General features: G+C 66.2%; 26 protein-coding genes. 15 read left to right on the top strand and 11 right to left on the bottom strand.

Going from position 1 to position 26,922, the window contains the following annotated elements; genetic code table 11:
• Positions 1–4: 4 nt before the first annotated feature.
• From AB4Y75_RS09355 to AB4Y75_RS09345, 3 genes are all read right to left on the bottom strand, one after another.
• On the bottom strand, positions 5–1,078 hold the full coding sequence (locus tag AB4Y75_RS09355; RefSeq protein ID WP_441435591.1) for an asparaginase: 1,074 nt from the start codon (positions 1,076–1,078) through the stop codon (positions 5–7).
• An 86-nt stretch (positions 1,079–1,164) separates the two neighbouring features.
• Entirely contained in the window at positions 1,165–1,884 is a 720-nt protein-coding gene (locus tag AB4Y75_RS09350) for a FadR/GntR family transcriptional regulator (RefSeq protein ID WP_441435590.1), read from the bottom strand.
• A gap of 352 nt (positions 1,885–2,236) precedes the next feature.
• Complete coding sequence (locus AB4Y75_RS09345) at positions 2,237–3,493, bottom strand: MFS transporter (RefSeq protein WP_441435589.1); 1,257 nt, start codon at positions 3,491–3,493, stop codon at positions 2,237–2,239.
• A gap of 157 nt (positions 3,494–3,650) precedes the next feature.
• On the opposite strand from AB4Y75_RS09345, the gene AB4Y75_RS09340 reads away from it, so the two are divergent.
• From AB4Y75_RS09340 to AB4Y75_RS09300, 9 genes are all read left to right on the top strand, one after another.
• Positions 3,651–4,046: a hypothetical protein gene (locus AB4Y75_RS09340; RefSeq protein ID WP_441435588.1), complete on the top strand. Its 396-nt coding sequence runs from the start codon at positions 3,651–3,653 to the stop codon at positions 4,044–4,046.
• A 147-nt stretch (positions 4,047–4,193) separates the two neighbouring features.
• A complete protein-coding gene (locus AB4Y75_RS09335; RefSeq protein WP_441435587.1) occupies positions 4,194–4,814 on the top strand; it encodes a ParB/RepB/Spo0J family partition protein in 621 nt (206 codons plus the stop codon).
• A gap of 165 nt (positions 4,815–4,979) precedes the next feature.
• Positions 4,980–6,251, top strand: coding sequence for an MFS transporter (locus AB4Y75_RS09330; protein WP_441435586.1), 1,272 nt, complete (start codon positions 4,980–4,982; stop codon positions 6,249–6,251).
• A 26-nt stretch (positions 6,252–6,277) separates the two neighbouring features.
• Complete coding sequence (locus tag AB4Y75_RS09325; RefSeq protein ID WP_441435585.1) at positions 6,278–6,463, top strand: hypothetical protein; 186 nt, start codon at positions 6,278–6,280, stop codon at positions 6,461–6,463.
• Positions 6,464–6,744: 281 nt separating this feature from the next.
• Positions 6,745–7,902, top strand: a complete 1,158-nt coding sequence (locus AB4Y75_RS09320) for a hypothetical protein (RefSeq protein WP_441435584.1) — start codon at positions 6,745–6,747, stop codon at positions 7,900–7,902.
• Positions 7,899–8,486: a hypothetical protein gene (locus AB4Y75_RS09315; RefSeq protein WP_441435583.1), complete on the top strand. Its 588-nt coding sequence runs from the start codon at positions 7,899–7,901 to the stop codon at positions 8,484–8,486. Before AB4Y75_RS09320 ends, AB4Y75_RS09315 begins: the two co-directional genes overlap by 4 nt.
• Before the next feature lie 297 nt (positions 8,487–8,783).
• Entirely contained in the window at positions 8,784–9,239 is a 456-nt protein-coding gene (locus AB4Y75_RS09310) for a hypothetical protein (protein ID WP_441435582.1), read from the top strand.
• Between the two features lie 471 nt (positions 9,240–9,710).
• The gene (locus AB4Y75_RS09305; RefSeq protein ID WP_441435581.1) at positions 9,711–10,178 is read left to right on the top strand and encodes a DUF4265 domain-containing protein; all 468 of its coding nucleotides are present in this window, start codon (positions 9,711–9,713) and stop codon (positions 10,176–10,178) included.
• A gap of 787 nt (positions 10,179–10,965) precedes the next feature.
• Positions 10,966–11,283 (top strand): hypothetical protein, encoded by a 318-nt coding sequence (locus AB4Y75_RS09300; RefSeq protein WP_441435580.1) that lies wholly within the window; start codon positions 10,966–10,968, stop codon positions 11,281–11,283.
• Positions 11,284–11,385: 102 nt separating this feature from the next.
• Here the strand turns inward: AB4Y75_RS09300 and trhA are convergent, their stop codons facing one another.
• On the bottom strand, positions 11,386–12,081 hold the full coding sequence (gene trhA / locus AB4Y75_RS09295; RefSeq protein ID WP_441435579.1) for a PAQR family membrane homeostasis protein TrhA: 696 nt from the start codon (positions 12,079–12,081) through the stop codon (positions 11,386–11,388).
• A gap of 139 nt (positions 12,082–12,220) precedes the next feature.
• Between trhA and AB4Y75_RS09290 the strand changes: the two genes are divergently transcribed.
• On the top strand, positions 12,221–12,982 hold the full coding sequence (locus tag AB4Y75_RS09290; protein WP_441435578.1) for an isoprenyl transferase: 762 nt from the start codon (positions 12,221–12,223) through the stop codon (positions 12,980–12,982).
• A 102-nt stretch (positions 12,983–13,084) separates the two neighbouring features.
• Here the strand turns inward: AB4Y75_RS09290 and AB4Y75_RS09285 are convergent, their stop codons facing one another.
• Positions 13,085–13,687 (bottom strand): GNAT family N-acetyltransferase, encoded by a 603-nt coding sequence (locus AB4Y75_RS09285; RefSeq protein WP_441435577.1) that lies wholly within the window; start codon positions 13,685–13,687, stop codon positions 13,085–13,087.
• Positions 13,688–13,960: 273 nt separating this feature from the next.
• On the opposite strand from AB4Y75_RS09285, the gene AB4Y75_RS09280 reads away from it, so the two are divergent.
• A complete protein-coding gene (locus AB4Y75_RS09280; protein ID WP_441435778.1) occupies positions 13,961–15,370 on the top strand; it encodes a PhoH family protein in 1,410 nt (469 codons plus the stop codon).
• A gap of 129 nt (positions 15,371–15,499) precedes the next feature.
• Here AB4Y75_RS09280 and AB4Y75_RS09275 read toward each other — a convergent pair whose 3' ends face one another.
• A complete protein-coding gene (locus tag AB4Y75_RS09275; RefSeq protein ID WP_441435576.1) occupies positions 15,500–16,150 on the bottom strand; it encodes a GNAT family N-acetyltransferase in 651 nt (216 codons plus the stop codon).
• A 117-nt stretch (positions 16,151–16,267) separates the two neighbouring features.
• On the opposite strand from AB4Y75_RS09275, the gene AB4Y75_RS09270 reads away from it, so the two are divergent.
• Positions 16,268–16,936, top strand: a complete 669-nt coding sequence (locus AB4Y75_RS09270; protein ID WP_441435575.1) for a prepilin peptidase — start codon at positions 16,268–16,270, stop codon at positions 16,934–16,936.
• Positions 16,937–17,046: 110 nt separating this feature from the next.
• Here AB4Y75_RS09270 and AB4Y75_RS09265 read toward each other — a convergent pair whose 3' ends face one another.
• From AB4Y75_RS09265 to AB4Y75_RS09255, 3 genes are all read right to left on the bottom strand, one after another.
• Entirely contained in the window at positions 17,047–18,468 is a 1,422-nt protein-coding gene (locus tag AB4Y75_RS09265; protein WP_441435574.1) for a class II fumarate hydratase, read from the bottom strand.
• A gap of 111 nt (positions 18,469–18,579) precedes the next feature.
• Positions 18,580–19,200 carry a carbonic anhydrase gene (locus AB4Y75_RS09260; RefSeq protein ID WP_441435573.1) on the bottom strand — a complete coding sequence of 207 codons (621 nt, stop codon included), beginning with the start codon at positions 19,198–19,200 and terminating at the stop codon, positions 18,580–18,582.
• Positions 19,201–19,210: 10 nt separating this feature from the next.
• Positions 19,211–19,909, bottom strand: a complete 699-nt coding sequence (locus AB4Y75_RS09255; RefSeq protein ID WP_441435572.1) for a DUF4245 domain-containing protein — start codon at positions 19,907–19,909, stop codon at positions 19,211–19,213.
• Positions 19,910–20,105: 196 nt separating this feature from the next.
• Here AB4Y75_RS09255 and glpX point away from each other — a divergent pair, with 196 nt between their 5' ends.
• The 3 genes from glpX (at position 20,106) to AB4Y75_RS09240 (ending at position 23,805) form a co-directional block, all read left to right on the top strand.
• Positions 20,106–21,140, top strand: a complete 1,035-nt coding sequence (glpX, locus tag AB4Y75_RS09250) for a class II fructose-bisphosphatase (RefSeq protein WP_307496213.1) — start codon at positions 20,106–20,108, stop codon at positions 21,138–21,140.
• Positions 21,141–21,289: 149 nt separating this feature from the next.
• Entirely contained in the window at positions 21,290–22,627 is a 1,338-nt protein-coding gene (locus AB4Y75_RS09245) for a variant leucine-rich repeat-containing protein (protein WP_441435571.1), read from the top strand.
• 152 nt (positions 22,628–22,779) lie between these two features.
• Complete coding sequence (locus AB4Y75_RS09240) at positions 22,780–23,805, top strand: lipid II:glycine glycyltransferase FemX (RefSeq protein ID WP_441435570.1); 1,026 nt, start codon at positions 22,780–22,782, stop codon at positions 23,803–23,805.
• A 174-nt stretch (positions 23,806–23,979) separates the two neighbouring features.
• On the opposite strand, the gene manA is transcribed toward AB4Y75_RS09240, so the two are convergent.
• On the bottom strand, positions 23,980–25,236 hold the full coding sequence (manA, locus tag AB4Y75_RS09235) for a mannose-6-phosphate isomerase, class I (RefSeq protein ID WP_441435569.1): 1,257 nt from the start codon (positions 25,234–25,236) through the stop codon (positions 23,980–23,982).
• Between the two features lie 42 nt (positions 25,237–25,278).
• Positions 25,279–26,919 carry an LCP family protein gene (locus AB4Y75_RS09230; RefSeq protein WP_441435568.1) on the bottom strand — a complete coding sequence of 547 codons (1,641 nt, stop codon included), beginning with the start codon at positions 26,917–26,919 and terminating at the stop codon, positions 25,279–25,281.
• Positions 26,920–26,922 lie beyond the last annotated feature (3 nt).

Raw genomic sequence — 26,922 nt, 5'->3', positions numbered from 1 at the left:
GGTCCTATCGGGTCTGGGCTGTGCGAGCCCGGTCGGGGGAGGCGGGGGCGGGGAAAGCGGAGTCGAGGGCTTCGAGGTGGCCGCGGACCACTCCTCCGCCGAGTACGGGCGGGGCCGCCAGTGCGGTCAGAGGCTCGACGTCGACGCCGAGGGACGCCAGCGCGCGAATGGCCACCGGCATGCGGGCGCGGTCGCCGCCGTCGGAGATCTTCACGGCCACGGCGTGGCCGCTGGGCAGACCGACGAGCTGGACGCCTTCGAACCCGTCCTTGGCGAGGACGCCCGGCAGCGTGCGCATGAGCGCCGTGACGTCGCGGCCTTCACCGGCGACCATCTCCGGGTGCCGCATCATGGCCCGTCCGACGGCGGCGGCCGCCGCGTCGATGCCGGCGCGGTCGGCGGAAGGTGAGGCTGCGCCGTCGGTGGCTCCGGCGTTCTCGGCTGCTTCCGCGGCGAGGCGAGCCAGACGCCCGTAGCCGCGGGCCATCGCCGTGAGGCTGATCGCCGGGAGGGGGGTGCCGCAGCCGTCGGTGGACCACTGGGCGGGCTCTTCCCCGGTGAGCTCGGTGACCGTTTCGGCGACGAGGCGCTGGAGCGGGTGCTCCGGGTTCAGATAACCCTCCACCGCCCAGCCGTTCAGCGTGCAGACACCGGCCATGGCGGCGTGCTTCCCGGAGCAGTTCTGGCAGATCTGATCCGCCGTGCCGCCGTCGCGGAGCCACTGCTCGCGCTCGGCGACGCCGTAGGGAAGGTCGCGGGAATTGGCCAGCGCGTCCTCGGTCAGTCCGTGGATCTCCAGGATGCGGCGCGCACCGTCGCGGTGTTCCGGGCCTCCGCTGTGGCTCGCCGAGGCCAGCGCCAGGAGGTCGTCCGGAAGCTCGAGCCCGGCCCGGAGCATGGCGACGGCCTGGAACGGCTTGAGCGCGGAGCGGGGGTAGAACGGCGTCAGGGGGTCGCCGGCGCTGAAGAGCAGCTCCCCGTCCGGGGAAACGACCGCGAAGGAGCCGTAGTGGACCCCCTCGACGCGCTGGTCACGGCTCAGCGTGGCCAGGGGGACGTGGGACGGGATGTCGGGCATGGGTGGCGCCTTCCTTGCGGTGGGGGGTGGGTCTTGCGGGGGCGGCGGGCCGTTCCGGGAGCGGTCCGCTGTGAATTCCGGTGGGGTCAGGTCTCGTCGAGAGAGTCAACGGCAGCGGTCACCGCGGCGAGATGCTCCCTCATGGCGCGGGCCGCGTCTTCCGGGGAGCCGGATTCGATGGCCGCCAGGATCGCGCTGTGCTCCTCGTCCGAGACGCTTTGCCGGGCTGCCAGGAGGTTCAGGGTGCCGGACTGCTTCACGAGCGCTTCGCGGAGGTCGCTCACCACGGTCTCGAAGACCTTGTTCCCACTGGCCCGTGCGATCTGGAGGTGGAAGGCCGAGTCCAGGACCACCCAGGCTTCGGGATCGTCCTCGGTGAGCATGTCGGTGAGGATGCCCCGGAGGGTTTCGAGGTCGTCCTCGCTACGGCGTTCCGCGGCCAGGGAGGCCGCGGGGACTTCGATGTGGGGGCGGGCCTCGGTGAGGTCCCGGGCGGAGTAGCGCCCGAGCACCAGATCCGTGGAGACGCGGGAGGAGACGACGAATGTCCCTTTGCCGGTGTGGGTCTCGGTCAGACCGAGTGCCGCGCAGGACCGCAGGGCTTCCCGGATCACGGAACGGCTGACGCCGTACCCTGCGGCGAGTGCGGCCTCGGAGGGGAGTTTGCTGCCGACGGCGAGCGTGCCGTCCTCGATGCTCTCCCGGAGCCGCGCGAGCACGGCTTCCTGGGCGCTGACACGGCCCAGAGGAGAAGGCGGCGCTGCCTTCGTGCTCTGTCCGGCTGTCATGCTGTCTGACAGGTTCATGATTTGAGTATGGCCCGGGTCACAGGGGGCTGTCAATCAGGGAAGCGAGGAAGTCCGGGTAGGCGGGCCAGGTTCGCCAACGTTGATGTCAGGACGCCCCCTGCGCTGACGCGAATGACGACCGCTCGCCGCCGATCCTCCGTGGCCCTTGACTGGACTCTTCGAGGTCCTAGACGGTGACGCACTTGTGGAGCACTGGGAGGCGGTCATGGATCGAGTAGATCGACGTTGGGTGTGCCCGGTTCAGCGCTTTCATCGCCCTGGCCGCCGTGGAGTGCCTATTTGTTCGACGCTGTGGTCGGGCTGCACGGCCACTTGCTCTGGCGTCACGGAGCGTGGTGATCAGCATCGGCTACGGCTCTTTCGTGCCTGCGGCTGCGGTCTGTCCGGATGCTGGGGCAGGGGCGGGCTCCGTGCTGGGTGCGAGGTTCAATTGCCAGAGGCGGCGGGTCGCGGCCAGGGTGCTGGCAAGGGTGCCTGCCCCTGCGATGATCAGGGTCAGGGCGCCGCCGGCGAGGCTGACCAAGGGTGCTGCTGCCAGGGAGCCGAGCAGGGTCGCCCCGTTGTTCAGTGCGCCGAGGGATGCGAAGGAGCGGCCTAGGGTTTCCGGTGCGGCTCGGGTGGTGACGATGGTTCGCAGGGCCAGGCCCTGGATGGTGTTCGCTGCGCCCGTGATGAGGAATCCGGCTCCGGCGATGAAGAGGTTGTGGCCCAGGCCGATGACGATCAAGGCTGCTCCCATGGCCATGCCGCCCAGGAACAGGGCCCTTGCCTGGCGGGTCGCGTGGATCCGGGGCGCGAGGAAGGTTGCGGCGAGGAACCGGCCGACGGCGTGCATGGAGACCACGAGCCCGTAGAGCGCGGGGGAGAGAGCGAGATCGGTGCGGAGGAAGTAGACCTGGCCCACGGTGAGCAGGGCTGTGAACACAATCGCGCCCGCCAGGGACAGCGAGGCCGCGGCGATCACCAGGTCCTGACCGAGAGAGACGGGTCCGGCCTTGATCTGCGCGAGCCAGCTGCGCCCGGCAGATCGGGCGTGCTCGGGAGGGTACCTGCGGACACGCAGGAGAGTGACGACGGCGGCCACGACCAGGAAGCTGCATGCGTCAAGGGTGAGCACGGTCCGGGCGCCGAAGGCGTCGATGAGGACGCCGGCGAGCATGGGACCGAAGATCGTTCCGAAGCTTCGGAATGACTCGACCCGGGCGAACGCGAAGCCCGGGTCTTTCACCTCAGGCGCCGTGCGGGGTGTGAGCAGTGACATCGTCGGGCCGACCAGGGCGGAGACTGCCGACCCGGTGAAGAGGAAGAGCAGGATCAACGGCACGTGGTCGGTGAAAGCCAGTGCCAGTCCCACGCCGAATCGTAGTGGCAGGAGGATCTGCAGGAGCCGGGAGGACTCCATGCGATCCACCAGTGGGGCAAGGACCGGGCCCAGCAGCACGCTGGGCAGGAGTCCCAGCACCAGCACGAGCGACACGAGCAGGGGGTCGGCCCCTGCGGACTGGAAGGCCAGCATCAGGGAGATCGGGGTCATTGCGTCGCCGGCGCTGGAGACTCCCTGGCCGGCGGCCAGGAGGTTGAGCTTCCACGTGCTGCGTGAGGGCATTTCAGACCTTCCATCGGGACGAACCTTGCCGCACATTACACGACGTCCAATTTATTTACATGTCACTCCGTAATGTATTGTCAGGCTCTTCCTGTCTCTGTAGGTTGAGGATCGAACCGATGGTTCATACCCGTTTGCTGACCTGAAGGAGTAGGACATGACCGCTGTTGCCGAACCTCTCGTGAAGCGTGAACTGATTTCGATGGCCGGATCCGTGCCGTCTCGCATGCGTGGCCGCAAGCCGATCGCGCACTCCACCGTGACGATGAAGCTGACCTCCGACGATGCCGTGGAAAAGTGCCTGCGTCAGCTCCAGGCCTCCGACGACCGTCTGGCAGCGACCCCGCAGGCTTATGACTGGTCTCCGGTCACCAACGAAACTACCGAGGGTGTCCCCGGTGGCACCGTGGAATTCGGCGTCTACTGGTACGACCAGACCTTCTTCAACGAGAAGAAGGACATCTACCTGGACAAGAAGCACGTAAGCATGTTCACCGCCTTCGACGCCGACGATTCGGCGATCGAGGTCACGCACTACGCTCGCGTGAACTGACCCGGTACTCAACAAAGAGGGGCTCCCACCGCGTGGTGGGAGCCCCTCTTGCGTTGGCGCGTCAGGTGCTAATGCTCGAGCGGTGAGTGGTCCGCGCCGGCTCGCTGAATGGCCCGGTAGACGGTTGAGCGTGCGACGCCGAAGTTCGTGAAGAACATCGGCGAGCTGGGAGTGCTCCAGCCGCCCATCGTCCACAAGTCTGAGGACGGCCTGCGCGTGGTGATGGGGCACCGCCGCACCCTCGCCGCTGTCGAGGCCAAGCTGGCGGAGATTCCCGTGCTCCTGGCGGACTCCGTGGAAGAGGCTGACCGGCTGGCCCAGCAGGTCAGCGATAACGACCTCCGCGAGGGTCTGACCGACGCCGAGCGCGGGACCGCGTTCGGGCGAATGGCCCTGCGGGGTGTCACCCCGGCGCAGATCGCCAAGCGTGCCGGGGCCGGTGACGCCGAGGCCGTGAAGCGTGCCCTGGCGGCGAAGAAGGACCCGAAGGCGGCCGAGGCACTGAACGCCGGGTATATGTCCGAGGAATCCCTCGCCATGGAAGAGCTCGACAGCGGACGAAGGAGCTACCGAACTCTTCGAGAGGACCATCGAAAGGAACTCGGGCACGCCAGCACATGCGGTCCAGTAGATCCGCGGCGCGTGCATCCGAGCGCTCCAGGTCAGGAGCGGTGGGGTGGTGTGGGTCAAGACCCGGGATGGTGTGGTGATGTGACCGGAACTGTACCCTGTGCGGCACCCCGCCGCGCTGTTAGGCTGTGCCCGTGATGAGAGTTCTCGACGTCGTAGCCGGCGAGGGTGAAATACGCGGGACGCATGACCCGTTCATGCGTCCCAACTCCTGACAACTGACTCCAGCCTGCCGACGGCAGGCCTGTCGGCATTCCCTGGGGCGGACGCCTTTTTCAGACGTCCCATCAGGAAGACTCTTTCATGCATGCACAGCACCGACGGTTGATCGCCGTCACCTTCTCTCTTCTCGGCCTCCAGGTGGGGGTGCGGGCCGTTCAATGGGCCGACGTCGCTGTCGTCCTTCGCCTCAGCCCGGAGCAGCTCGGCATCAGCGCGGGCGTCGGCGCCGCCGCCGGGATCCTTACTCTGACCACGGGCGCGTTCCTCATCGACCGGGTGGGCCGCCGTCCCCTGCTCCTGGTGGGGCTCGTGGGCGCCGGTGTCAGCTTCATCGCCAATGCCCTGGTCACGGACTACGTCCAGTTTCTCCTGGCGTGTGTGGCCTACGGGCTGCTCATCAGTTTTCTCGACCTCGCGGCCAACGCCATCGGCTCGGATTTCGAACGATTCGCCGGAGAGGAATCCATGGTCGGATTCCATTCCTGGTTCAGCCTGGCGGCTGCGGTCGGCGCGTCGCTGAGCGCCGTGGGAAGCGTGGTGGGCGCGGGCTTCCGGCCGGCTTCTGCACTCCTTGGCGTCGCCCTGATCGTCGCGGGTCTGTGGACTCTGCGGCAGGCCCTGCCGCCCGTCGCGCGGGCGGACTCCACCGACGGACGCCTTCCGGGGCCCAGCGGCGTGCGGCTTCCGGCGACGGTGCTGATCGCGGTGGAGATCGTCTTCCTGTGCTTCTTCGGCGACGGCATCCTGGAGACGTTCCTTGCCGTCCTGGTGCGGCACGAGGCCGGCACACAGGTGTGGCTCGCCGGAGTGACGATCGCGGTGTTTCACTTCTCGTCCTGGCTGGGCCGGTCGATCTCACAGCGCGCGGTGACGCGCTGGGGTGCCTGGGCGGTGCTCCTCGGCGCAGGCGCGATCTCCGCGTTGCTCACGGTGGCCTCCCTGTGGCTGACCGGAGACTGGATCGCGACGCTCGGGTTCGGTCTGGTCGGATTCGCCCTGTCGCCGATCGTGCCCCTCGGCATGTCGCTGGCGGGCCGGTCGGCGCCGGCCGGAACCGAAGGGCGAGCCATCGGTCTCACGAACGGGGTCGGCTACACCGCGTTCATCGCCAGTCCGGTCGTGGCCGGCTGGGTCGCCGAGCAGACCTCGATGCCGTGGGGAGTAGGGTTGGCGGCACTGACCATGGCCGGTGTTTCGCTGGCGGCGCTGGCCCTGCCCGGCCGGTCCGGCGTCAAGGAGAGGGGGCCGTGTCCGAGGTGCCTGAGCGGCCCGAGATCGTGTGCCTCTGCGGCTCAATGCGGTTCGCAGAGGAATTCCGGGCCGCGCAGCGGGAGCTGGGCCTCGCCGGGATGATCGTCCTGGCGCCGGTTGAGTCTGGCTTGTCCGGCGACGCCCTCAGCGAGGAACGGAAGGCGTTTCTGGGCGAGCTTCACCTCCGGAAGATCGACCTGGCGGATCGCGTCGTGGTCATCAGCCCCGGCGGCTACATCGGCGAATCGACCAAGCGCGAGATCGTCTATGCGCGAGCGGTGGGAAAGCCGGTGGCGTTCACTCATCCTGGCTGAGCGGCAGTCACGCTGATATGGACTCCTGCGTGATTTTCGATATCCAGGAGTTTACCACCGACAGCCCGGCCGGGGTGCTGCAGAGGATGTCCGTGGCGCTGGGGAGGTCCCGGCGCTCTGAGGGTACCTGGCCGGAATCGACCGGCGATTCCTTTTCGACTTGCACTGTAAAGTCTGATGGCCGTACGGTGCCATCGCATGTTCGATGTAGTGGCGAGTTTCGTCAGCCATTGCCGATGCACCCAAACTTTCGATGCGGAGCAATGAAGGGGCATTTTACGATGGCGTACGAATTGAATGTATATTCACGCTGGGCGGTCAGTGGCGATGAACTCTGCCGGATTGTCGAACGAGATGCAGCGCTGGGGGTTGGGGACGTGGCGTCCGACTTTCTGCAGGTGACTCGTGGAGTAAGCCGGCGTAGGTCGTTCTCGATTGACGGTCCAGAGAACCTCAGTACCGAGGACGTCCCCGAGGGCATCGTCGCAGTGGTATTGGGAGCGCGATTTTTGTACTCGATCCTGGCTGACGGATCGTCCTCTGCTGATGTGCAGGCCGCAATTCGATTCTCGCGGCGCCTTGCAAGGGCTACTGATGGAGCCGTGGTCGACGACCAGATGGGGGAGGTGTGGTCCCGATCTTCGTCGAGACGGGTTCAGCGGCCAGAGCGCTCAACCCGTGTATCGACCATCGATATGAGGTGGTTTGCGCTCCGCGAAAATCTGCGAGCAGACGTGGTGGACGACTTCCTGAAAATCGCTCGGCGGGAGCTTCCCGAGGCGCTCCCACGGCGATACGGAGAGTACGAGCCATTTCAGGGGAGGGCTTCCGAACCCGGCGACGACGGATTTGTGAAGGCCTGGAAGGCGGCGACAGGAAGCCTCTACTTCACTGGTTCTGGCCCCTGCGTCGGAGGGCATATTGATGAGGGTCCGCAGGCGAGATTTCCCGATAAGTTTTGGTCTGTCTCGCTGACTTTCTTGGTGGACCCGATCCTCGGATCGGGCTGGGTCGAGGCACTCCGAAGGCTATTTGTGAAAGTCGCAGAGGATCTCCCGGCTTTCTACTCTTCTGCAGAAGTGACCGGTGGGCACATCTGGTCCGGGCGTTCCCTCTCGGGGGACACCAGAACGGAACCCTGCATCGTTCCGGTGAGGCACCGCAAAGGGTGGATGGGCTTGCCCCCGAAACCGGTCTCGTGGGCCTGGCTCGGGCAACCGTTTGAGACCTACTTCGGCCAGTTGCCAACGGATCGAACCACGACGACGGGTGGCGGTATGTTCTATGCATCGACCGAGGGTCTTGCTGAGGTGCAAGACCACGTGCCTTTGAGCCGGTGGCTGCCATCTGAGTTGTTCGCTGAGTACGCGCCGAATCCCTATGGGAGCCTTCCGGTTCCGCTCATCCGCGCCAGGGAAATTCCTTCTGGCCTTGAATGATCTTTGATGTGGAGATTGCGGGAATGAGAGCTCGAAGGATGGTCCGAACCTCATGCCCTGATGAGCTCACTCTTGCCGAAACCTATCGGGTTATGCTTCGTTTCGTCGCCGATTACCGGGGTCGGGCTGGAAATGATCTGGTGACCCTGCTCGGAGGGACAGGTCCTATGGGTCACGGAGTTCCGGGCGATCCTGCATCACCTGATGATTGGAGAAACGCGATCAGGGAGGAATTCGAGTGTCTCGACGTTGGGGACATTGAGTGGCCGTCGTCTGCTGAGAACTTTCGGCCTGATGCGTACGGGCGGTGGTTTCCGTTCTGGGCGATTCCGAAAGATCGGCTCAGGGTCGATGGTGACGTTGCGTACCTGACCCTTAGGGATGCGTTCGCATTGGCGGCCGATTTTGTATGGCGTTTCGAAGATCGTCCCATGGACTATCTGGATGAGTTCATCGTGAGATCGGAGCTCGGTTCTGACGGCAGACCACTCGACCCGAAGTATGAACATGACTGGGGTGAGTCGCTGGGCGATCTGCTCGATGAATCTCCGGATGTACTCCGCCGCACCATTCGATTCTTCTGACGAGATAGCCTGGTCCCTCCCTTCAAGCGATGCTTCAAATACTGGTCGATGTGTGGTATGTGCAACAGCAAGTTCGGAGCACGTCAGATTCACGATAATTTTCCCGAAATTCTCAAGGCCCTGGGGTTGAAATAAATGAAAGATTTTGTGTCGCTTACGTGGAAGCGAAACCGAGGATGGCCGTGGCCTGAGGAATCGGCCGGGTTCGATCGGATGTACGGCAAGGACGGCTGGTGCCACTCCTGTGGCATGCCTCGTCACGAACAGACGGGGTCGTTGGTCCTGCAAAGGCGGAATATGACAGTCACCGGCGCCTGGATGCCGTATTGGACAGGTGATGTGATCTGTATGGAGGCGTCGCTTGCGGACGAGCTGTCGCGCACGTTCGACCTGGCGTTCAGGCCTGTGGAGTGGCCAAAGTCCGAGAACAGTGATGCCGTCCAACTTGTTATTCCGGCTGTGGGAGAGAAGTGGTATGACCCGAATCTCCTTGAGAAGGCTGGGGTGGAACGCCATGGTACTCAGGGCGCACTGTGCTCTGAATGTGGCCGCTGGCGTTGGATGCCGCTAGGGCGCGAGTTCCGGCCGCCTCTGTTGAAATTCGAGGGGTTGGGCGATGTCGATATTGCTGCAAGTCCTGAGTGGTTCGGCGATGGCCAGCTTTGCTTCCGGCACCTCCTATTTCGGCGTGAGCTCGCTGAGGCGATCTCCCTAGCAAGTCCGCGTGACTTCAAACTGGTGGAAGCCGAGTAGCCTCTGGTCGTCGCCCCTTGTCGAGGGACATCAGAGGATCGCCACATCACTTCCTGGAAGGTGCCTGGCACGGTGTGAGGCGCGGAGTGGATGCGGCAGCAGTCAGCAACGAAGTGTTGCCGGATGCATGCCGGATTCTCCTCGGGGACGAACGTAATGGGAGGGTGCCGTAGATACCGGTGGGGATTACTTGTGGTCGGACCCGCCGACCGTCCCAGGCGGCCCGCTCAGTGGCGCCAGGAACGCAGGGGACGAGCTTGTACCTGAATACCTGCGTTGCTGCAGGATGAGGACTGACCGACCACACGTCCATCACGCCATACCAAAATCAAGGGGAAGAAATGCTTGGCCCTAGAATGCGCAGACAACTTGTCAGTGGTGTGGCGCCTCGAAGGGAGCGAAGAACTTCCCGGTTAATGCTCCGCCTGGATTCAGAGGGACTTGGCCCCCTGAGTGGTGGGGGATCCTGCCATGATGCATAGACCAGAGCTATATAAACTTCATGACGAACCAATTTGGAGAGCTAAATCAAATTATATTATAAATGCGGCAATACCCGATTCGGAGTACTTTGAGCAGCTGTATGTGAGGAATATCGATGGAGAATCGTATGAGGTTTGCTGTATTCCATTTTTTCTCTATAACGTCTCCCTCGGGGATACTGTGACGACACGCGTCGAAGGGCCGCAGCGTTACCTCCTTAATGAGGTGACTGAACAGTCTAGCCGCTATGTTTACCGCGCATATTTCTCGGAAGAAAACCTTCCAAATCGAGGTAAATTGATGGATAGACTGCGTGATCTGGACTGCGGATATGAGTGGTTCTCCCGTAGCCTTGTCGCTATCGATTCACGCGGATCTGTTGCTCAAGAGGCCGCCAATCGACTGATGGAGCTCGAGAATCTCGGGGTTCTCATCTACGAAACCGGCCGCCTTTGAGTAGAGATACCTGGAGTATGGTTTGTCTCTCGTGTGGCTTGGTCGACAGGGGCTTTCCGTTTCGTTGGGTGGGGGCGCAGTGAGTCTGAAAACCAAGTGGGGAATGAAGCCCGGAAGGAAATCGATCAGTGACACGGATAGATAAGAGCCTGTTGAATGAGGCCTTTCAGATCCTCATTGAGCATGTCGCAGATGGGTCGCAATCGGTGGATATCGATGGAGACTACTTCTGGTCAGTGCCTCCTAGTGTTCAAGGGGACATGAACTCCGACCCCGAGCTGACTGTCGCTCAGTATTCGGAGTGTCTTGAACATCTGGAGTCTGTCGTGGAAGATCCAGAGAATGCTGTCGGTTATGCACTCGTGTGGCTTGCGGATGTGCTGAGAGCTGTCGGCGCTCGCGAAGTAGGGTGATGAATGCCTTCTGCGATCTGCCGTGCACGCTTTCCGTGCACGTCTCATGGGCGCCGCCCGACGGCGTGTCATGGACGGAGCATTTCCCGCTCCGAGCGAACTGATCAGGCAACCCATTTGGAATTCGCCTACGCACTCCCGAGGACCTGAGCCGGGGCCTCGCCGAGCCGGCCGTACGCCCCGTCCTGCAGGTCGGAGACGGTGCAGCGCAGGGGACTTGGCTGGATCTCTTCAGTGCGGCTTGGCCGCGGACGCTTTCCCACCCTGGGGAGTAGGGTTGGCGGCACTGACCATGGCCGGTGTTTCACTGGCCGCGCTGGGGCTGCCGACGAGTTCCGGCAGCAGAGGAGTAAACGCCAGCAGAGGAGGAAACCGTGTCCGAGGTGGCTGAACGGCCCGAGATCGTATGTCTCTGCGGGTCGATGCGATTCGTGGAGGAGTTCCGTGCCGCGCAGCGGGAGCTCGGCCTCGCCGGGGTGATCGTCCTGGCGCCGGTCGAGTCTGGCTTGTCCGGCGACGCCCTCAGCGAGGAGCGGAAGGCTCTCCTGGGCGCGCTTCACCTCCGCAAGATCGACCTGGCGGACCGCGTCGTGGCCATCAACCCCGGCGGCTACGTCGGCGAGTCGACGAAGCGCGAGATCGCCTACGCGCGAGCGGCGGGAAAGCCGGTGACGTTCACTCACCCTTCGTGAGTGGCTGCCCCGCTGAAGCGAGCGACTGCGGCCGACGACGCCGGGCGGCACCTGCCGGCCGCCGGGCACCGGGTGCCGCCCCCGGCGTCGTCGGCCCCCGACTCAGCTCAGAACACTGAAGAAGATCGCGATCAGGTGGCAGGTGAAACCGAGCACCGTGAAGGCGTGGAAGAGCTCGTGGAAGCCGAAGAACTGGTAGCTGAAGTTCGGGCGCTTGAGGCCGTAGAACACGGCGCCGGCGATGTAGAACGCGCCGCCGCAGCAGATCAGGATCGCGGCCGGGACGCTCGCGGCGAAGAACTGGGGGAGGAAGAGCAGCGCCGCGCAACCGAGGGCCACGTAGATGGGGACGTAGAGCCAGCGGGGCGCGTGGAGCCAGAGCAGCCGGAACGCGACGCCGGCCAGCGCGCCGCCCCAGATGAGCCAGAGGACGAGCGTCGCCGTCGGGCGGTCCAGCAGCGTCCACGCCAGCGGCGTGTAGCTGCCGGCGATGACCAGCATGATGTTCGTGTGATCGAGGCGCTTCAGGATGGCCTTGACTTTGGGGCTCCAGTTGCCGCGGTGGTAGACGGCGCTGACCGTGAAGAGCATCAGGCCCGTGAGGGCGTACACGGCGGAGACGATCTTCCGGTCCGGCGTGGGGGCGAGGCAGATCAGGATGATGCTCGCCGCCAGGGCGAGTGGGGCCGCCACCGCATGGATCCATCCCCGCCAGGCGGGTTTGATGGCCAGCATTTCGGCACGGGCCGCCAGGCGGTCGGCGGGGGACGAGGGCTGCTGTGGAGCTGCTGACTGCATGGTCCCATGCTAACTTACGCTTCCGTAGGTTACTGCCGGGTAACCTGTGAGCTGCCCCGGAGCGGCGTCCTCAGGCGGTAGCCTTGGACACGGAAGTCCCGCGGCGCGGGTACGCGCGAACGGGAAGAGGTGGGACTTGATGAGCATTCAGGATTTCCTCTACGGCATGTACGAACGCCGCCTGGAACATGGGCTGGCCAAGGACCGGATCCCGGGTCACATCGGGGTCATGGTGGACGGCAACCGGCGCTGGGCCAAGCAGTTCAACGCGCCCTCCAGCCGAGGCCACCAGGCCGGCGCGGACAAGATCCTCGAGTTCCTGCACTGGTGCCAGGAGCTCGGCGTCAAAGTGGTCACGCTGTACATGCTCTCCACGGACAACATGAGCCGCTCGTCCGAGGAGCTGGACGAACTCATGACGATCATCGCGGACACCCTGGACCGCCTGGACGAGGACGAGAACATCTCCGTCCACGCGATGGGCGCCCCGGAACTGCTCCCCGACTACCTCGCCGAACGCCTCAACCGGCTGACCCACAAGACGCCTGTCCAGGAGGCGGTGCACGTCAACGTGGCGGTCGGCTACGGCGGACGGCGTGAAATCGTCGACGCCGTGCGGTCCCTGATGAAGGACGCCGCTGGACGGGGCGAAACCCTGGAGACCCTGTCCACCTCGCTGACGGTGGAGGACATCTCGCGCTTCCTCTACACCGCGGGCCAGCCGGACCCGGATCTCGTGATCCGGACCTCGGGGGAGCAGCGTCTGTCAGGGTTCCTGATGTGGCAGAGCGCCTATAGCGAGTTCTACTTCTGTGAGGCCCTCTGGCCGGCGTTCCGCAAGGTGGACTTCCTGCGCGCCCTCCGCGACTACGCCGGACGGCAGCGCCGCTTCGGCACCTGACCGCCGTCGTCGAGTGCTCAGTTGTGTTGACTGCTCAGTTGTTGCGGGTGATTCCGCGGAACACCCGCAACAACTGAGCACACAACGACGACGGCGCGTCGCCTAGTCGCGGTAGCGCTCGCGGTACTCGGACTCGAGCATGCCGAGATGCACCTTGTCGTGGAACTCGCCCCGGTGGAAGACGGCATCACGTTCCCGGCCCTCCTCGACGAACCCCAACGACCGGTACAGCCGCAGGGCACGGTCGTTGAAGGACCAGGTGTCCAAGGCGGCTTTGTGAGCGGCCATCTCGTCGAAGACCACCCGCAGCATGACGCGCAGGGCGTCGCCACCGAAGCCCTGCCCCTGGTACCGGGGCCCGATCATGATGGACAGCCGTGCCGTCCGGACCCGGGGATTGATGCCCCACGCGGTCACATGCCCCACCAGCTCGCCGCCTTGGGACATCTCGCCACTCTGGGCCACGATGCTGAATCCTGCGGCCTGCATGGTGTCGTTCCGGCTCCACTGCTGGAACAGCTCGGTGATGCTCTCGGTGGGAAGAGGCGAGGTCATGTAGCGCTGCATCACGGCCAGTCCGGGGTCGTTCCACCAGCCCGTCAGCTCCGGGAGATCCTCGGGGAGCAGACCCCTCAACACCGTCAGCTCACCCGTGTGGAGCTCGCTCGCCCATTCCTGCATCGTCGTCACCGTCGTCATCGCCATGCTTCCAGCCTATCGGGGTGTCCTGGGCGCTCCCTCAGGCCGCCGTTCACGGAAAATTAACGTCGTGCTTGCCGTGGCGGCTGTCGCGGCCGAGCGGCCGGGGTTAGCGTGGTCCTAACGCCGGGGAACCCTCCCGGCGCCACGGGAGGCCATCCATGGAGCGAGGAATCGCACCAGCAGCGGGGAGGCCGGAACCGGCCTCCGGGCCGACCGCCTCACCTAGAGAAATCCGGGCGTGAGTCCGGGGCTGGAGTTGATGTGGCTATTTCCGATGTGACCACCGCGAACGACACGGCGCAGGGCACCGGTGCCAAGAAGAGCACCGCGAAGAAAGCTACCTCTCGCACCACGCGGGGGCGTTCCACGACCGGGACGGGCCCGGATCCGGCGCCCACGGGCCGCAGTTTCGTGATCGACACCTCCGTTCTGCTCTCCGATCCGCGGGCCCTGCTCCGTTTCGCCGAGCACGAGGTGATCGTCCCGGTGGTGGTGATCGCCGAGCTGGAGGGCAAGCGCCACGATCCGGAGCTGGGCTATTTCGCCCGCAAGGCGCTGCGGCTGCTCGATGACCTGCGCGTGGAGCACGGCAGCCTCAACCGGCCCATCCCGCTCGGGACCGACGGCGGCACGCTGCGGGTGGAACTGAACCACATCAGCGCCGAGGTGCTTCCCGCGGGCTTCCGTTCCGGTGACAACGACGCGCGCATCCTGGCCGTCGCCAAGAACCTGGCCGACGAAGGCCATGACGTCACCGTGGTGTCGAAGGACCTCCCCATGCGCGTCAAGGCGTCCGCCATGGGCCTGGCCGCCGACGAATACCGGAACGAACTCGTCAAGGACACCGGCTGGACCGGTCTCTCGGAGCTCGATGTCACCGAGGAAGAGGTCTCGACCCTCTACGGCCACGAGCCCGTGCTGATCCCGGCGGCGGCCGAGCTTCCGGTGAACACCGGCCTGGTCCTGCTCTCGCCGCGTGGCTCGGCGCTCGGCCGGGTCGGCGCCGACAAGCAGGTGCGGCTCGTCAAGGGTGACCGCGACGTCTTCGGGCTGCACGGCCGGTCCGCGGAGCAGCGCCTGGCCATCGACATGCTGATGGACCCCACGGTGGGCATCGTCTCCCTGGGCGGCCGGGCGGGCACCGGCAAGTCCGCGCTGGCCCTGTGCGCCGGCCTGGAAGCGGTCCTGGAACGTCAGGAGCACCGGAAGGTGGTGGTCTTCCGGCCGCTGTACGCCGTGGGCGGTCAGGAACTCGGGTACCTCCCCGGTTCCGAGGCGGAGAAGATGAACCCGTGGGCGCAGGCCGTGTTCGACACCCTCGGGGCCCTGGTCTCCCAGGAGGTCGTGGAGGAGGTCATGGATCGCGGCATGCTGGAGGTCCTGCCGCTCACGCACATCCGTGGACGCTCGCTGCACGATTCCTTCGTGATCGTGGACGAGGCCCAGTCCCTGGAGAAGAACGTGCTGCTGACCGTGATGAGCCGTATGGGACAGAACTCGAAGATCGTCCTGACGCACGACGTCGCGCAGCGCGACAATCTGCGCGTCGGACGGCACGACGGCATCGCCGCCGTCGTCGAGACGCTCAAGGGTCATCCGCTCTTTGCTCACATGACCCTGACCCGGAGCGAGCGCTCGCCGATCGCGGCCCTCGTCACGGAGCTGCTGGAGGGCGCGGAGATCTGATCCGGACCTCCGCTCACACACGCACCACGCGAACCGCCAGTAGACGCCCGTATGCGAAGGGTATTCGGGCATCTACTGGCGGTTCGCGTGATCCGGGAGGGCGCGACGGCGGCGGGACGGTGGGGTGGGTCAGGCCTTCAGGCCGATGTAGCGGGCGAACGCCTCGTGACCCTCGACCTCCAGTTCCCAGCTGGGACGGCGGAAGTCCGCGGCCTCCAACCGGAGCTGCTGGATCTCGGCAGGGCCCTGGGCCGTGGGCTCGCGGTGCAGGCCGTTGTCCCGGTACCCCAGGGCGTGCGAGACCCCGAGGGAGCGTTGGTTCCACACCGCGGCAGCGGATTCGGCGACCTCGGCGCCCAGGAAATCGAAGGCGTAGAACAGGATCGCCGCCCGCATCTCCTTCCCCAGGCCCTGCCCCTGGGACGCTCTCCTGATCCAGGACCCGCTCTTCACCACTTTGAAGGCTGAGAAGTCCGCGGCCATGAGCGACTGGGACCCGATCAGTTCCCCCTCGTGCCAGATGCCGAAGGCGAGTTCCCACGATTGCGGGGTGCACCGGTCACGGGCGCTCCAGTGGAACCGGGCGGTGTTGGCCGGGAGTTCCTCCGGAGGTGCCTCGGACCAGGCCACCGAGAAGGGCGAGTGGCCCGGCTCGTGGATTCCGGACCGGACCGCCTCCATCAGCTGCGGAAGTTCCTCATCGCGGATCAGACGCAGTTCCAGCCGAGGCGTCCGCAGGATCAGGCCGAAGGGCGGGAAGATCTCCTCGAGAGTCAGCATGGCGACGAGTCTAACCAACGGGGGAGCAGGCTCAGGCCGACCGGCGCCCGGACGACGGCGGCGCCCAGGCTCGCCCTGTGAATGGCACTGTCACAGCGGCCCCGTTAGAGTCGGCCCATGCTCTCGCGGATGAACCAGCTCTGGGGTCTGGGTCCGGGCTGGCCGTTCGCCGCCCTGGTCCTCCTGATCCTCGTGGTGCTCCTGTTCGGATTCGCCGCCGCGAGACTGACCTGGATCGACGTGAAAACCCATCTTCTGCCGGACCGGATCGTCCTGCCCTGGGCGGTCGTCTCCGGCGTGCTGCTGCTGGCGGCCTGTGTGTGCGCGGGAAACCTTCCCCCCGACTTCGGCTGGGTGGCCTACGCGCCGTCCGCCGACGAGGTGTTCAGCCCCGGAGGCTTCACCAGCCACGGCGAACCCGGCTCCGCGGAATGGCTCCAGTCCCTGTTCGAGCAGCGGGCGGACCTGGCCGCACCGCTCTGGGGCGTGTGGGGCCTCCGTGTGCTTGCCGGGGGCGCCCTGGCCTTCCTGTTCCACTTTCTGCTGCGCACCCTCAGCCCGGCCAGTCTCGGATTCGGGGACGTGAAGCTCGCCGGGGTGCTCGGCATGCATCTGGCCTACCTGGGCTGGTGGCCGTTGATCCTCGGCACGTTGCTGGCATTCACCCTGGCAGGGCTCACGGCCCTGGGCCTGCTGCTCTTTCGTCGGCTGGGCTGGCGCGACTCGATCCCCTTCGGGCCGTTCATGATCGCGGGAGCGGCCGTGGCCCTGGTGCTTCCCGCCTGAGGCACGAGATGACGACGACGGCGGGTGGTCACCCGTCGTCGTCGTCAGTTATTCAGCCCAGCTCAATTCAGTTCCGCGGCTGCTCAGGTCAGTCGCTGAACGGTCCTCACTCAGTACTTGCCGGTCATGGTCGTGACGTCGAGGGCCTTGTCCAGGATCTCCTCGGTGACCTTGCCTTCACCTTCGCCGACGAAGCCGAGCTGCTCGGTGGCCTGGCGGATGGTCAGGCCCTCCTTGACGGCGGTCTTGGCGATCTTGGCGGCGTTCTCGTAGCCGATGTACTTGTTCAGCGGGGTCACGATGGACGGGGAGGCCTCGGCGAGGAAGCGGGCGCGCTCCTCGTTGGCGCTGATGCCGTCGATCATCTTGTCCGCCATGACGCGGGAGGTGTTGGTGAGCAGGCGGATGGACTCCAGGAGGTTCGCGGCCATGACCGGGATGCCCACGTTCAGCTCGAAAGCGCCGTTGGTGGAGGACAGGGCGATCGTGGTGTCGTTGCCGATCACCTGGGCGGCGACCATGATGGCGGCCTCGCAGATGACGGGGTTGACCTTGCCCGGCATGATGGAGGAGCCCGGCTGCAGATCCGGGATGGCGATCTCGCCCAGGCCCGTGTTGGGGCCGGAACCCATCCAGCGCAGGTCGTTGCTGATCTTCATGATCGAGTAGGCGATGGTGCGCAGCTGGCCGGAGACCTCGATCAGTCCGTCACGGTTGGCCTGGGCCTCGAAGTGGTTGCGGGCCTCGGTGATCGGAAGGGCCGTGTCCTCGGCGAGCAGGGCGATGACGCGCTGCGGGAAGCCGTCCGGGGTGTTGATGCCGGTGCCGACGGCGGTGCCGCCCTGGGGGACCTCGGCCACGCGCGGCAGGGAGGCGTGGATGCGCTCGATGCCGTAGCGGATCTGGGCCTCGTAGCCGCCGAACTCCTGGCCGAGGGTGACCGGGGTGGCGTCCATGAGGTGGGTACGGCCGGACTTGACGATTCCCTTGAACTCCTCGGCCTTGCGGGAGAGGGAGGCGGCCAGGTAGGTCAGAGCCGGGACCAGGTCGTTCAGCAGCGCGTTGGTCGCGGCGACGTGGACCGAGGTGGGGAACACGTCGTTGGAGGACTGGGAGGCGTTGACGTGGTCGTTGGGGTGGACCACGCGGTCGCTGCCCTTGTCCGCGAAGGAACGGGTGGCGAGCTCGGCCAGAACCTCGTTCATGTTCATGTTGGAGGAGGTGCCGGAGCCGGTCTGGAAGACGTCGATCGGGAACTGATCGTCGAATTCACCGGCGGCCACACGGTCCGCGGCGTCGGCGATGGCGTCGGCGAGATCTCCATCGATCACTCCGAGTTCTTCGTTCGCGCGGGCGGCGGCCTTCTTGACCCGGGCAAGCGCTTCGATGTGCTTGCGTTCCAGGGTCTTGCCGGAAATGGGGAAGTTCTCCACGGCACGCTGGGTCTGGGCCTTGTAGAGCGCGTTCACGGGGACGCGGACCTCGCCCATGGTGTCGTGTTCGATGCGGAATTCTTCAGCAGCAGAAGTCATGACCTTACTGTATGACGCACGACGGCGGCGCTGAAACTCGTGCCGCGTCACCCGGGGCGCATGTGGCGGAGGTCATGGCCGGCCCGGGTGCCCGGGCCGGCGGGACGGGCGTCAGTCCTGGAAGTTCCCGATGCCGGAGACGAGGTCCGCGCGGCCTTCCTCCAGCCGGTAGGCCATGCCCACCACGGCGGTGCGGCCGGCGTCGATGGCCGCCTTGATGGAGGGGGAGCGTTCCACGAGCCGGTCGGCCGTCTGACGGGTGTGCTCCACCACCATGTCGTTGACCTCGTGGTCCCCGTGGCGCAGGGAGTTCAGCACCGAGGGCGTGATGCGCTCGACCAGGTTGCGGATGTAGCCGCCGGGCATGTCCCCGGAGTCCACGGCCTCCTTGGTGGCCGTCACGGCGCCGCAGTTGTCGTGGCCCAGGACCACGATCAGGGGGATGCCGAGGACGTCCACGCCGTATTCGAGAGTTCCGAGGACGGCGTCGTCCATCACCTGGCCGGCGGTGCGGATGACGAAGGCGTCACCGAGGCCGAGGTCGAAGATGATCTCAGCGGCGAGGCGGGAGTCGGAGCAGCCGAAGATCAGGGTGAAGGGATTCTGGGCGTTGACCAGGGAACTGCGTCGGCTGGCGTCCTGATTGGGGTGGGAGGACGTGCCTGAGACGAAACGGGCGTTGCCTTCGACGAGTTTCTGCCAGGCCTGCTGGGGGGTCAGATTCGAGCTCACGCCGCCTACTTTACGCGGTGGGCGAGGCGGAGGGCGCAGGCGTGACGGCAGGCGCCGCGTCGACGGCTTTCAGCACGGCGGAGGCTACGACGTCGAACTCCTTGAGGTCCGCGCGGCCGTTCAGCACCAGGGTGTAGCCGCGGTGCTCCAGGACCAGTGTCTTGGGTCCGGCGCCCTTGTCCCGCAGGGTCCAGTCCTGGCCGTCGATGGTGCGCTTGCCCGTGACCGGGGCGTTGTCCGCGATCTGCGCCACCCAGGTGGGGTTGCCCTTCCTGGTCTGGGTGAGCCCCACGAAGCCCTGTTCGGGGGACACGAATCCGATCTCCCAGGTGGGGACGCCCGACTCCGTGCCGGACTTCCAGCGCGCGTAATTCGGGTGCCAGCCGGACGGGAGCACGGGGGCGGCGGGAGTGAAGCCCGCCACGGGGGCCGCGTTGCCGGCCACGGCGGAGACGTCGATCTTCGGGTCGTAGCCGGGCTGCTTCGGCTGGGCGTTGAGCAGGATGACCGGCAGGATGCAGGCGATCGAGACCGCGAGGGCCAGGATCATGCCGATCACCGAAGCGTTGGCGCGCTTGGCGGCGTTCTTGGAGAGGACCGCCTTGAACCCCGGTTCCCCGGGCAGGGGACCCGTGCCCGATGCTTCGCCGGCTGTCTCCGGAGAGGAGTCTTCGGTGGCGGGGAGGGGGGCTTTGGGGGAATCACTCACCCCTCCATGGTCCCCCATCCCGGGCGCCCAGCGCCAAACGGCCGGGAAGCGCCACTGTGACACTGTTGCACCTGTCACATCAGGGCGTCGTAAGGTGCCCGCGGTCTATGATCGTTTCGAGGACCGAACGCCCCTCTCCCGGCGCTTTCGGAGCCCGGGTCCGATCTTTCAGCAGAACTCAACGAAGAGGTACACGGTGGCCGCAGCTTCCAGCGCTAGCAAGTATTCAACGATCTCCCCGGACCTTGCGGTCGGGAATGACGAGCCGGACCGCAACCTCGCGCTTGAGCTGGTGCGCGTGACCGAGGCCGCGGCGATCGCCGGCGGTCACTGGGTCGGCTTCGGCGACAAGAACAAGGCCGACGGCGCTGCGGTGGATGCCATGCGGTCCTTCCTCAAGACGGTCCACTTCAACGGCGTGGTGGTCATCGGCGAGGGTGAGAAGGACGAAGCCCCGATGCTGTTCAACGGTGAGCAGGTGGGTGACGGCACCGGCCCCGAGTGCGATGTGGCCGTGGATCCGATCGATGGAACCCGCCTGACCGCGCTGGGCATCAACAACGCCCTGGCCGTCCTGGCGGTGGCGGAGCGCGGGTCCATGTTCGATCCGTCCGCCGTCTTCTACATGGAGAAGCTCGTGACGGGACCGGAGGCGGCCGACATGGTCGACCTGCGTCTGCCGGTCAAGCAGAACCTTCACCTCATCGCCAAGGCCAAGGGCGTCAAGATCAACCAGGTCACCGTCTGCGTGCTGGACCGCGACCGCCACAAGCCGCTGGTGGAGGAGATCCGCGACGCGGGCGCCCGCACCAAGTTCATCCTCGACGGCGACGTGGCCGGTGCGATCGCCGCGGCCCGCACCGGGACCGGCGTCGACGCCCTGATGGGCATCGGCGGCACCCCGGAAGGCGTGGTGGCGGCGTGCGCCATCAAGTCGCTCGGCGGCGTCATCCAGGGCCGCCTCTGGCCCACCAGCGACGAGGAGAAGCAGAAGGCGATCGACGCCGGCCATGACCTGGACCGCGTGCTGACCACCAACGACCTGGTCACGAGCGACAACTGCTACTTCGCGGCGACCGGCATCACCGACGGTGACCTGCTGCGTGGCGTCCGCTACCAGAAGGACCGCGTGGTGACCCAGTCGATCGTGATGCGGTCCAAGTCGGGCACCGTCCGCCTGGTCGACGCCGAGCACCACGCCTCCAAGTGGGAGAGCTGGGCACGCCGCTAGGCCGCACGTTTCCGCGCTGCACCTGACTGCAGAGCCTGACCGCAACAGCTGACGAGGGGCCACGCCACCGGACTTCCGGGGCGTGGCCCCTCGTCGTCTCAGTGGGGACGGGTGCCGGTCCCAGCCCGCCGGGCGCATAGCATGGTGGCATGACGGGCACATACCAGGATGGGGACTGGATTGCGGCGCAGGACCCGGGCGCCCCACCCGCCCTGCTTTCAGAGATCGCTTTCCGGCGGTGGGACCTCCACCCGGTGCTGGAAGCCAACCCGGGGCTGCGCCCCGACCTCCGGCGGTGGATCGCCGAGGTCAACCCTCCTCATCTGCGGCAGTACCGCGGGCCCGGCCTTCCGCCGGGTCAGCAGCCGGGCTTGCAGCAGCCTGGTTTCCAGCAACCCGTCGGCCCTCCTCAGCCCGCGCAGTCTGCTCAGTCCGCGCCGGGGTACGCGGCTCAGGGGTACGGCCAGGAAGGATATGGCCAGGGAGGATATGGCGCCCAGGGCTACGGCCCGGGTGCACCTCGTCAGGGTGGTTACGCGCCTGCCCCCTACGGAGCGGCTGCGTACGGCCCGGGGCCGGGGAGTCCCGCAATTCAGCGTCGGAACCGGCCGGGTCCGTGGATCGCGGGGTGCGGCTGCCTCGCCCTGGTCTTCGTGCTGGTCGTGGTGGGTCTCGGGTTCGGAGGTCTGGCATCGGTCTTCTCCTCGTCCGACCGTCAGGGGAGACCTGCCGCCGGTGAGCCACCCCGTACTGTGCGTCCCTCGGCGAGCCCGGGCGCTGAGGAGCAGTTGCGGGCGTTCGACGCCGAGACGAAGAAGTTCAACCAGCTGGCCGCCACGCTCAGGAACAACCCGGTGGCGCCGATCGTCACGGATGCCAGCAGGTTCCGCGTTCTGGAGAAGCGGATCAAGGAACCCAATCTGAGCACCTTCTCGGCCAGGAGCGTGACCGCAGAGGCCGTGCAGCTGCGGCAGAAGCTGGAACAGCGGATCGCCCAGGCGAAGGCGCGCCGCGTAAACCGATCGGGGTCGGTGTCCGAAGGACTCGTGGACAGCGCGGGCAAAGGCTTCATCGACATCCGCTGGGACGCCGCCACGGCCTGCAAGAAGTCCAAGTTGCCGGAGGGCCGGACGCTGGGTTGTGTCAAGGGAGCGGATCCGCTGACGGTCCATCTGCTTCGCGAGGACGCCTTCCACGACGGGTGGAACCTGCGGATGACTGTGGTGCATGAACTCGCGCACGTCTATCAGCGGGCGGACGAATGGGATGCTGCGGATGGTCAGAGCCGAACCGACCGACTGCTGGCCCGTGGCCTGTTTCAGAAAAGCATCGAGAAGATGGCCGATTGCTACGCCCTCACCTATTACAACCAGTGGACCCTGGAGCAGAACAACTACATCTTCGGGTACGGCTACGTCTGCAACACCTCCGAGCGGCAGGCGATCCGTTCCTGGGCGGCCGCGATGAAAGCACCCATGACGAAATGATCTCCGAAATTCGTTAATTCGGTCGGCGGCAGGAGGCTTTGAATTCGGGAAACAGGTGCTGAAGTGAAGGAATTAATTTCCGCGCCGATGGATATTCCCGGCTCCTTCGAATTCGATATAGCACCCCTATAAGACCATGTAGACTGGAGACCATGGTTGACGTGAAGGTGTGCACCGAACAGGCGGCATGGGATGCCCACATCAGGGAGCACGGCGGGCACCCGCTGCAGCTCTGGGGCTGGGGGACTCTCAAGGAGCGCGGCGCCTGGCGCGCGGCCCGTTTGCAGGTGGTCGACGGCGACAAAGTCATCGGGGCGGCCCAGGTCCTCCGTCGTTCGCTGCCGTTCCCGTTCCGGTCCTTCCTCTACGTCCCCCGCGGCCCCGTGTGCGCCCCGGAGGACCGCGGCCGCGTGCTGAAGGCCCTCCGCGACTACCTGAAGAAGAACTACTCCGGCAAGGCCGTCAACATCATGATCGAGCCGGACTGGGAAGGCTCCATGCCGGCCGGCTCCGAGGAGTGGAAGCCCGCCCGCAACAAGCTCCTCCTGGGTGACACCCTGGTCCTGGATCTCACCCAGGATGAGGAGACGCTGCTGGCCGCCATGCACCAGAAGCGCCGGCAGGACATCCGTAAATTCGGGAATAAGAGTTTTGAACTCCGCGAGGTGACGGATCACGCGGGAATCGCGCGGTGCCTGGAGATTTACAAGGAAATCGCGGACCGTGCCGGATTCGAATTGCACGCCGATGATTACTATTACTCCATTTTCGATGATCTCGGTGAAGGCAGCCCGGTATATGAATTGGTGGACAGCGAGGGCGAGACCGTGGGATTCCAGTTCCTGCTGGTCACCCCCCGCGTCGCATTCGCACTCTACGGCGGGGTGAACGCCAAGGGTCGCAAGCTCCGCGCCAACGGCGGCTTCGAGTGGGAGTGCATGAAGCTCATGAAGTCCCAGGGCGTCGAGCAGTTCGACCTCAACGGTCTCCTCAATGACCGCATCAGCGACTTCAAGCGCTACTTCGCCAAGCACGAGAACCACTTCGTCGGCAGCTACGCCCTGCCGCTGTCGGTGGTGAATCCGCTCTGGGAGGTGGCTTTGCCGCAGGCGAAGAAGGTCATGAGCAAGGCCCGCGGGCTGCTCGCCAAGGTGAAGGCCACGGTCAAGGGATCCTGACCCACCTGCCGTCCCGGGCTGCACAGCCCTGAACGGAACGAAGCAGCCCTGAACGGAACGAAGGCGTGGCCCCCGCACCGGAATCCTCCCGGATTCCCCTGCGGGGGCCACGCCTTCGTCGTGCCGGACGCGTCCGGCGAGCGGTATTAACTCAGCCGGGCTTTCATCTACCGCTCACGCGGTAGGGGTGATACCCAGCCCCGTGCTGACCGCGAACGCCAGCACGACCGCGTCGTCCTCCGTGGTGTCCGCTCCCGTGACGGCGGGATGGGCCGTCACGGGGTCCTCCACGGCCGGGATGAAGGCGCTCTCGCCGCGCCGCAGGATCAGCTCGCCCTGCGGGGAGTCCAGCCGGAGCGCGCCGCGGACCACCAGGAGCACGGTTCCACCGTCCTGCCGGACCGCGACGTGCTCCGTGCCGTCTCGCAGCTCGATGCGCTGCAAGGCGAACTCGCTGAACGGGGGAGTGAAGATCTCCTGGCCCAGGAGCGTCTCCTCCCAGGGCGTGCGGGGAACCTCCGGCAAAGGGGTGAAGTCCACGGTGGCGAGGAGTTCCGGCACGTCGACGTGCTTGGGGGTCAGACCCCCGCGCAGCACATTGTCCGAGTTCGCCATGACCTCGATCCCCAGGCCCTCCAGGTAGGCGTGGACGTTACCGGCGGGCAGGTGGATGGCATCGCCCGGCGTCAGCTCCACCAGGTTGAGCAGGAGGGAGACGAGGACGCCCGGATCGCCGGGGTACTTGTCCTGAAGGCCCGCCGCGGCCTCCAGCGCGGTGCGGTGCGGATCGTCCGAAGCCAGACCCTCGACGACGGCGCGCAGCCCGGAGGACGCGGCAGCCAGCCCCGCGCCACCGGTCAGGAGGGTGGCGAAGGCGGTCCGGAGGGGCTCAGCCCCGCGCAATGCCGCGGCGATCCCCGCGGCGTAGTCCCGCGCGTCGTCGTTCGTGGATCCCTCGGCCAGCGCCTCGAAGAGCGCCACCGACTGCTCCACCGCACGGAAGCCGCAGAGCGCCCGGAACGGCGTCAGGGCCAGGATCATCTCCGGCTTGTGGTTGTCGTCCTTGTAGTTCCGGGAGGCGGAATCCCGGGGGACACCGGCCGCCTCCTCCCGGGAGAATCCTTCACGGGCCTGTTCGAGGCTCGGGTGGACCTGGAGGGACAACGGCTGGGCCGCGGCCAGAACCTTCATCAGGAAGGGGAGCCGGGGCCCGAACGCGGCCACACTCTCCGCCCCGAGGACGAGCCCGGGATCCTGGCTGATGACCTCGTCCAGCCCGCGGCCGTCCGGAACCCGGGACGGGGAGTCCGGATGGGCCCCGAGCCACAGCTCCGCCTCCGGCCCTCCCGAGGGGACTCGTCCCAGAAGCTCGGCAATGGCCGTGGTGGAACCCCAGGCATAGGGGCGCAGCTCATTGTCCAGGCGAAGCATCACGGGTGTCCTTTCAGGATCGGAAGGGGACCGGGGCGGCGGTCAGAGAGCGGCGCAATTGCCGTTCTTCGCCAGCAGCTGGTCCAGGGTCTGGTAGTCCTGGGCATCATAGAGCGAATTGAGGTACGCGGCGGTGATCGGCTGACCGTCCGGGCGTGTGGTGCTCAGCGGGAAGTCCGGCGGCAGCTCGTCCGCCAGCTGCGGCCGCACCGCGCCCTGAGCCTGTGCTCCGGCGCCGGGCACGACGGCGGAGGCCACCGACCCGTCCTCGCTCACCGTGCCGGGGAGCAGCGGCGCCGCGGCCTTGGCCGGTGAGCCGCTCGCCTTGGCGAGCAGGGCCTTGACCTTGGAATGGATGAGATCGAAGTTCGGATCCCCCAGGCTGAAGTCGGCCGGGAAGTCCGGGGGACCCACGGTCATGCGGACGGTCGGCTGGCCCTTGGCCTTGGCGGCCAGGTCCACGAAGCCGCCGAGCTGACCCTGCGGGATGTCCGTGTCCACGACGTGGGCTCCGGCCTTGGCGATCGCCTCGAACTTGGTGATCACGGTGGCCGGATCCAGCTGCTTGATCATGGCCTGCTGCACGCACTGCTGGCGCTGGACGCGGGCGAAGTCATCCACGTTCTCGCGGGACCGGGCGAACCACTGGGCCTGGAAGCCGTTGAGGGTCTGGTTGCCGGGATGGATCCAGCCGTCCGGCTTGACGTGCCGGGTGTCGCTGCCGGGCAGCATCCCGGCACTGATGGGCACCCATGCGCCCACCCTCATCTTGACTCCGCCCATGGCGTCGATGAGCTGGGCGAAGCCGTCCATGTCGATCAGGGCGTAGGCCTGGATGGTGATGCCCAGGGTGCCGGAGATGGCGTCCTTGGTGGCCTCCGCGCCGGCGTTCTTGCCGGGGTACAGATCCTTGTGGTTGGTGGTGGCGTCCGTGTAGACCGCATTGAGCAGGCAATTCAGCGGGTCCGGATCGCAATTGTTGAAACCGTCCGGGTAAATACGGTGCATGGGGGAGCTGTCCGGGAACTTCGCATACTGGAGGGACCGCGGCACCGAGATGATCGCGGAGGCACCCGTGGTGGCGTCGATGCTGATCACGGACATGCTGTCCGGACGGAGTCCTTCGCGGCCCTCGCCGGCGTCGCCGCCGAGCAGGGCGATGTTGTAGCGGCCGTCGACGGGGTCGAACGGCGGCCGGCCGGCGTCGAAGACGTCACCGAGTGCGCCGCGCGCCACGTTGATCAGATAGGCGCCGTAGCCGAGCGCCCCGCAGCTGAAGACCATCAGGACGACCAGGACCGCGGCCACCGGACCCCTCCAGCGTGGCGGCAGGATGGCCAGACGGCACAGGCGGAAGGTGTTCACCCAGACCATGGCCCAGCCGATGAGCAGCGCCACCATGACGGTCATCCAGACCACCATCAGCACGGGGTGCGTCAGGATCGAGAGCAGCAGCGCCCTGTTCAGCAGGGCGAGCAGCAGAGCCAGGAGGACGAGGGCCCAGACGGCGAAGGTGACTCGCAGCGCGATGCGCCCGAACCGGCGGTCACCGGCCACCACCTGAGCGGCCCCGGGGACCAGGAGCGTCAGGGCGATGAGGACCCAGGCGCGGCGCACCCGGTCGCCCGGCTCCGCCTCCTGAGGCCGGCGGATGGGGTCGTCCATGCGGATGCGGCTCATCATGGC

It is taken from the genome of Arthrobacter sp. RAF14, from assembly GCF_052114185.1.
Classification (GTDB): domain Bacteria; phylum Actinomycetota; class Actinomycetes; order Actinomycetales; family Micrococcaceae; genus Arthrobacter_E.
This window is presented reverse-complemented; position numbering and strand designations above follow the sequence as displayed.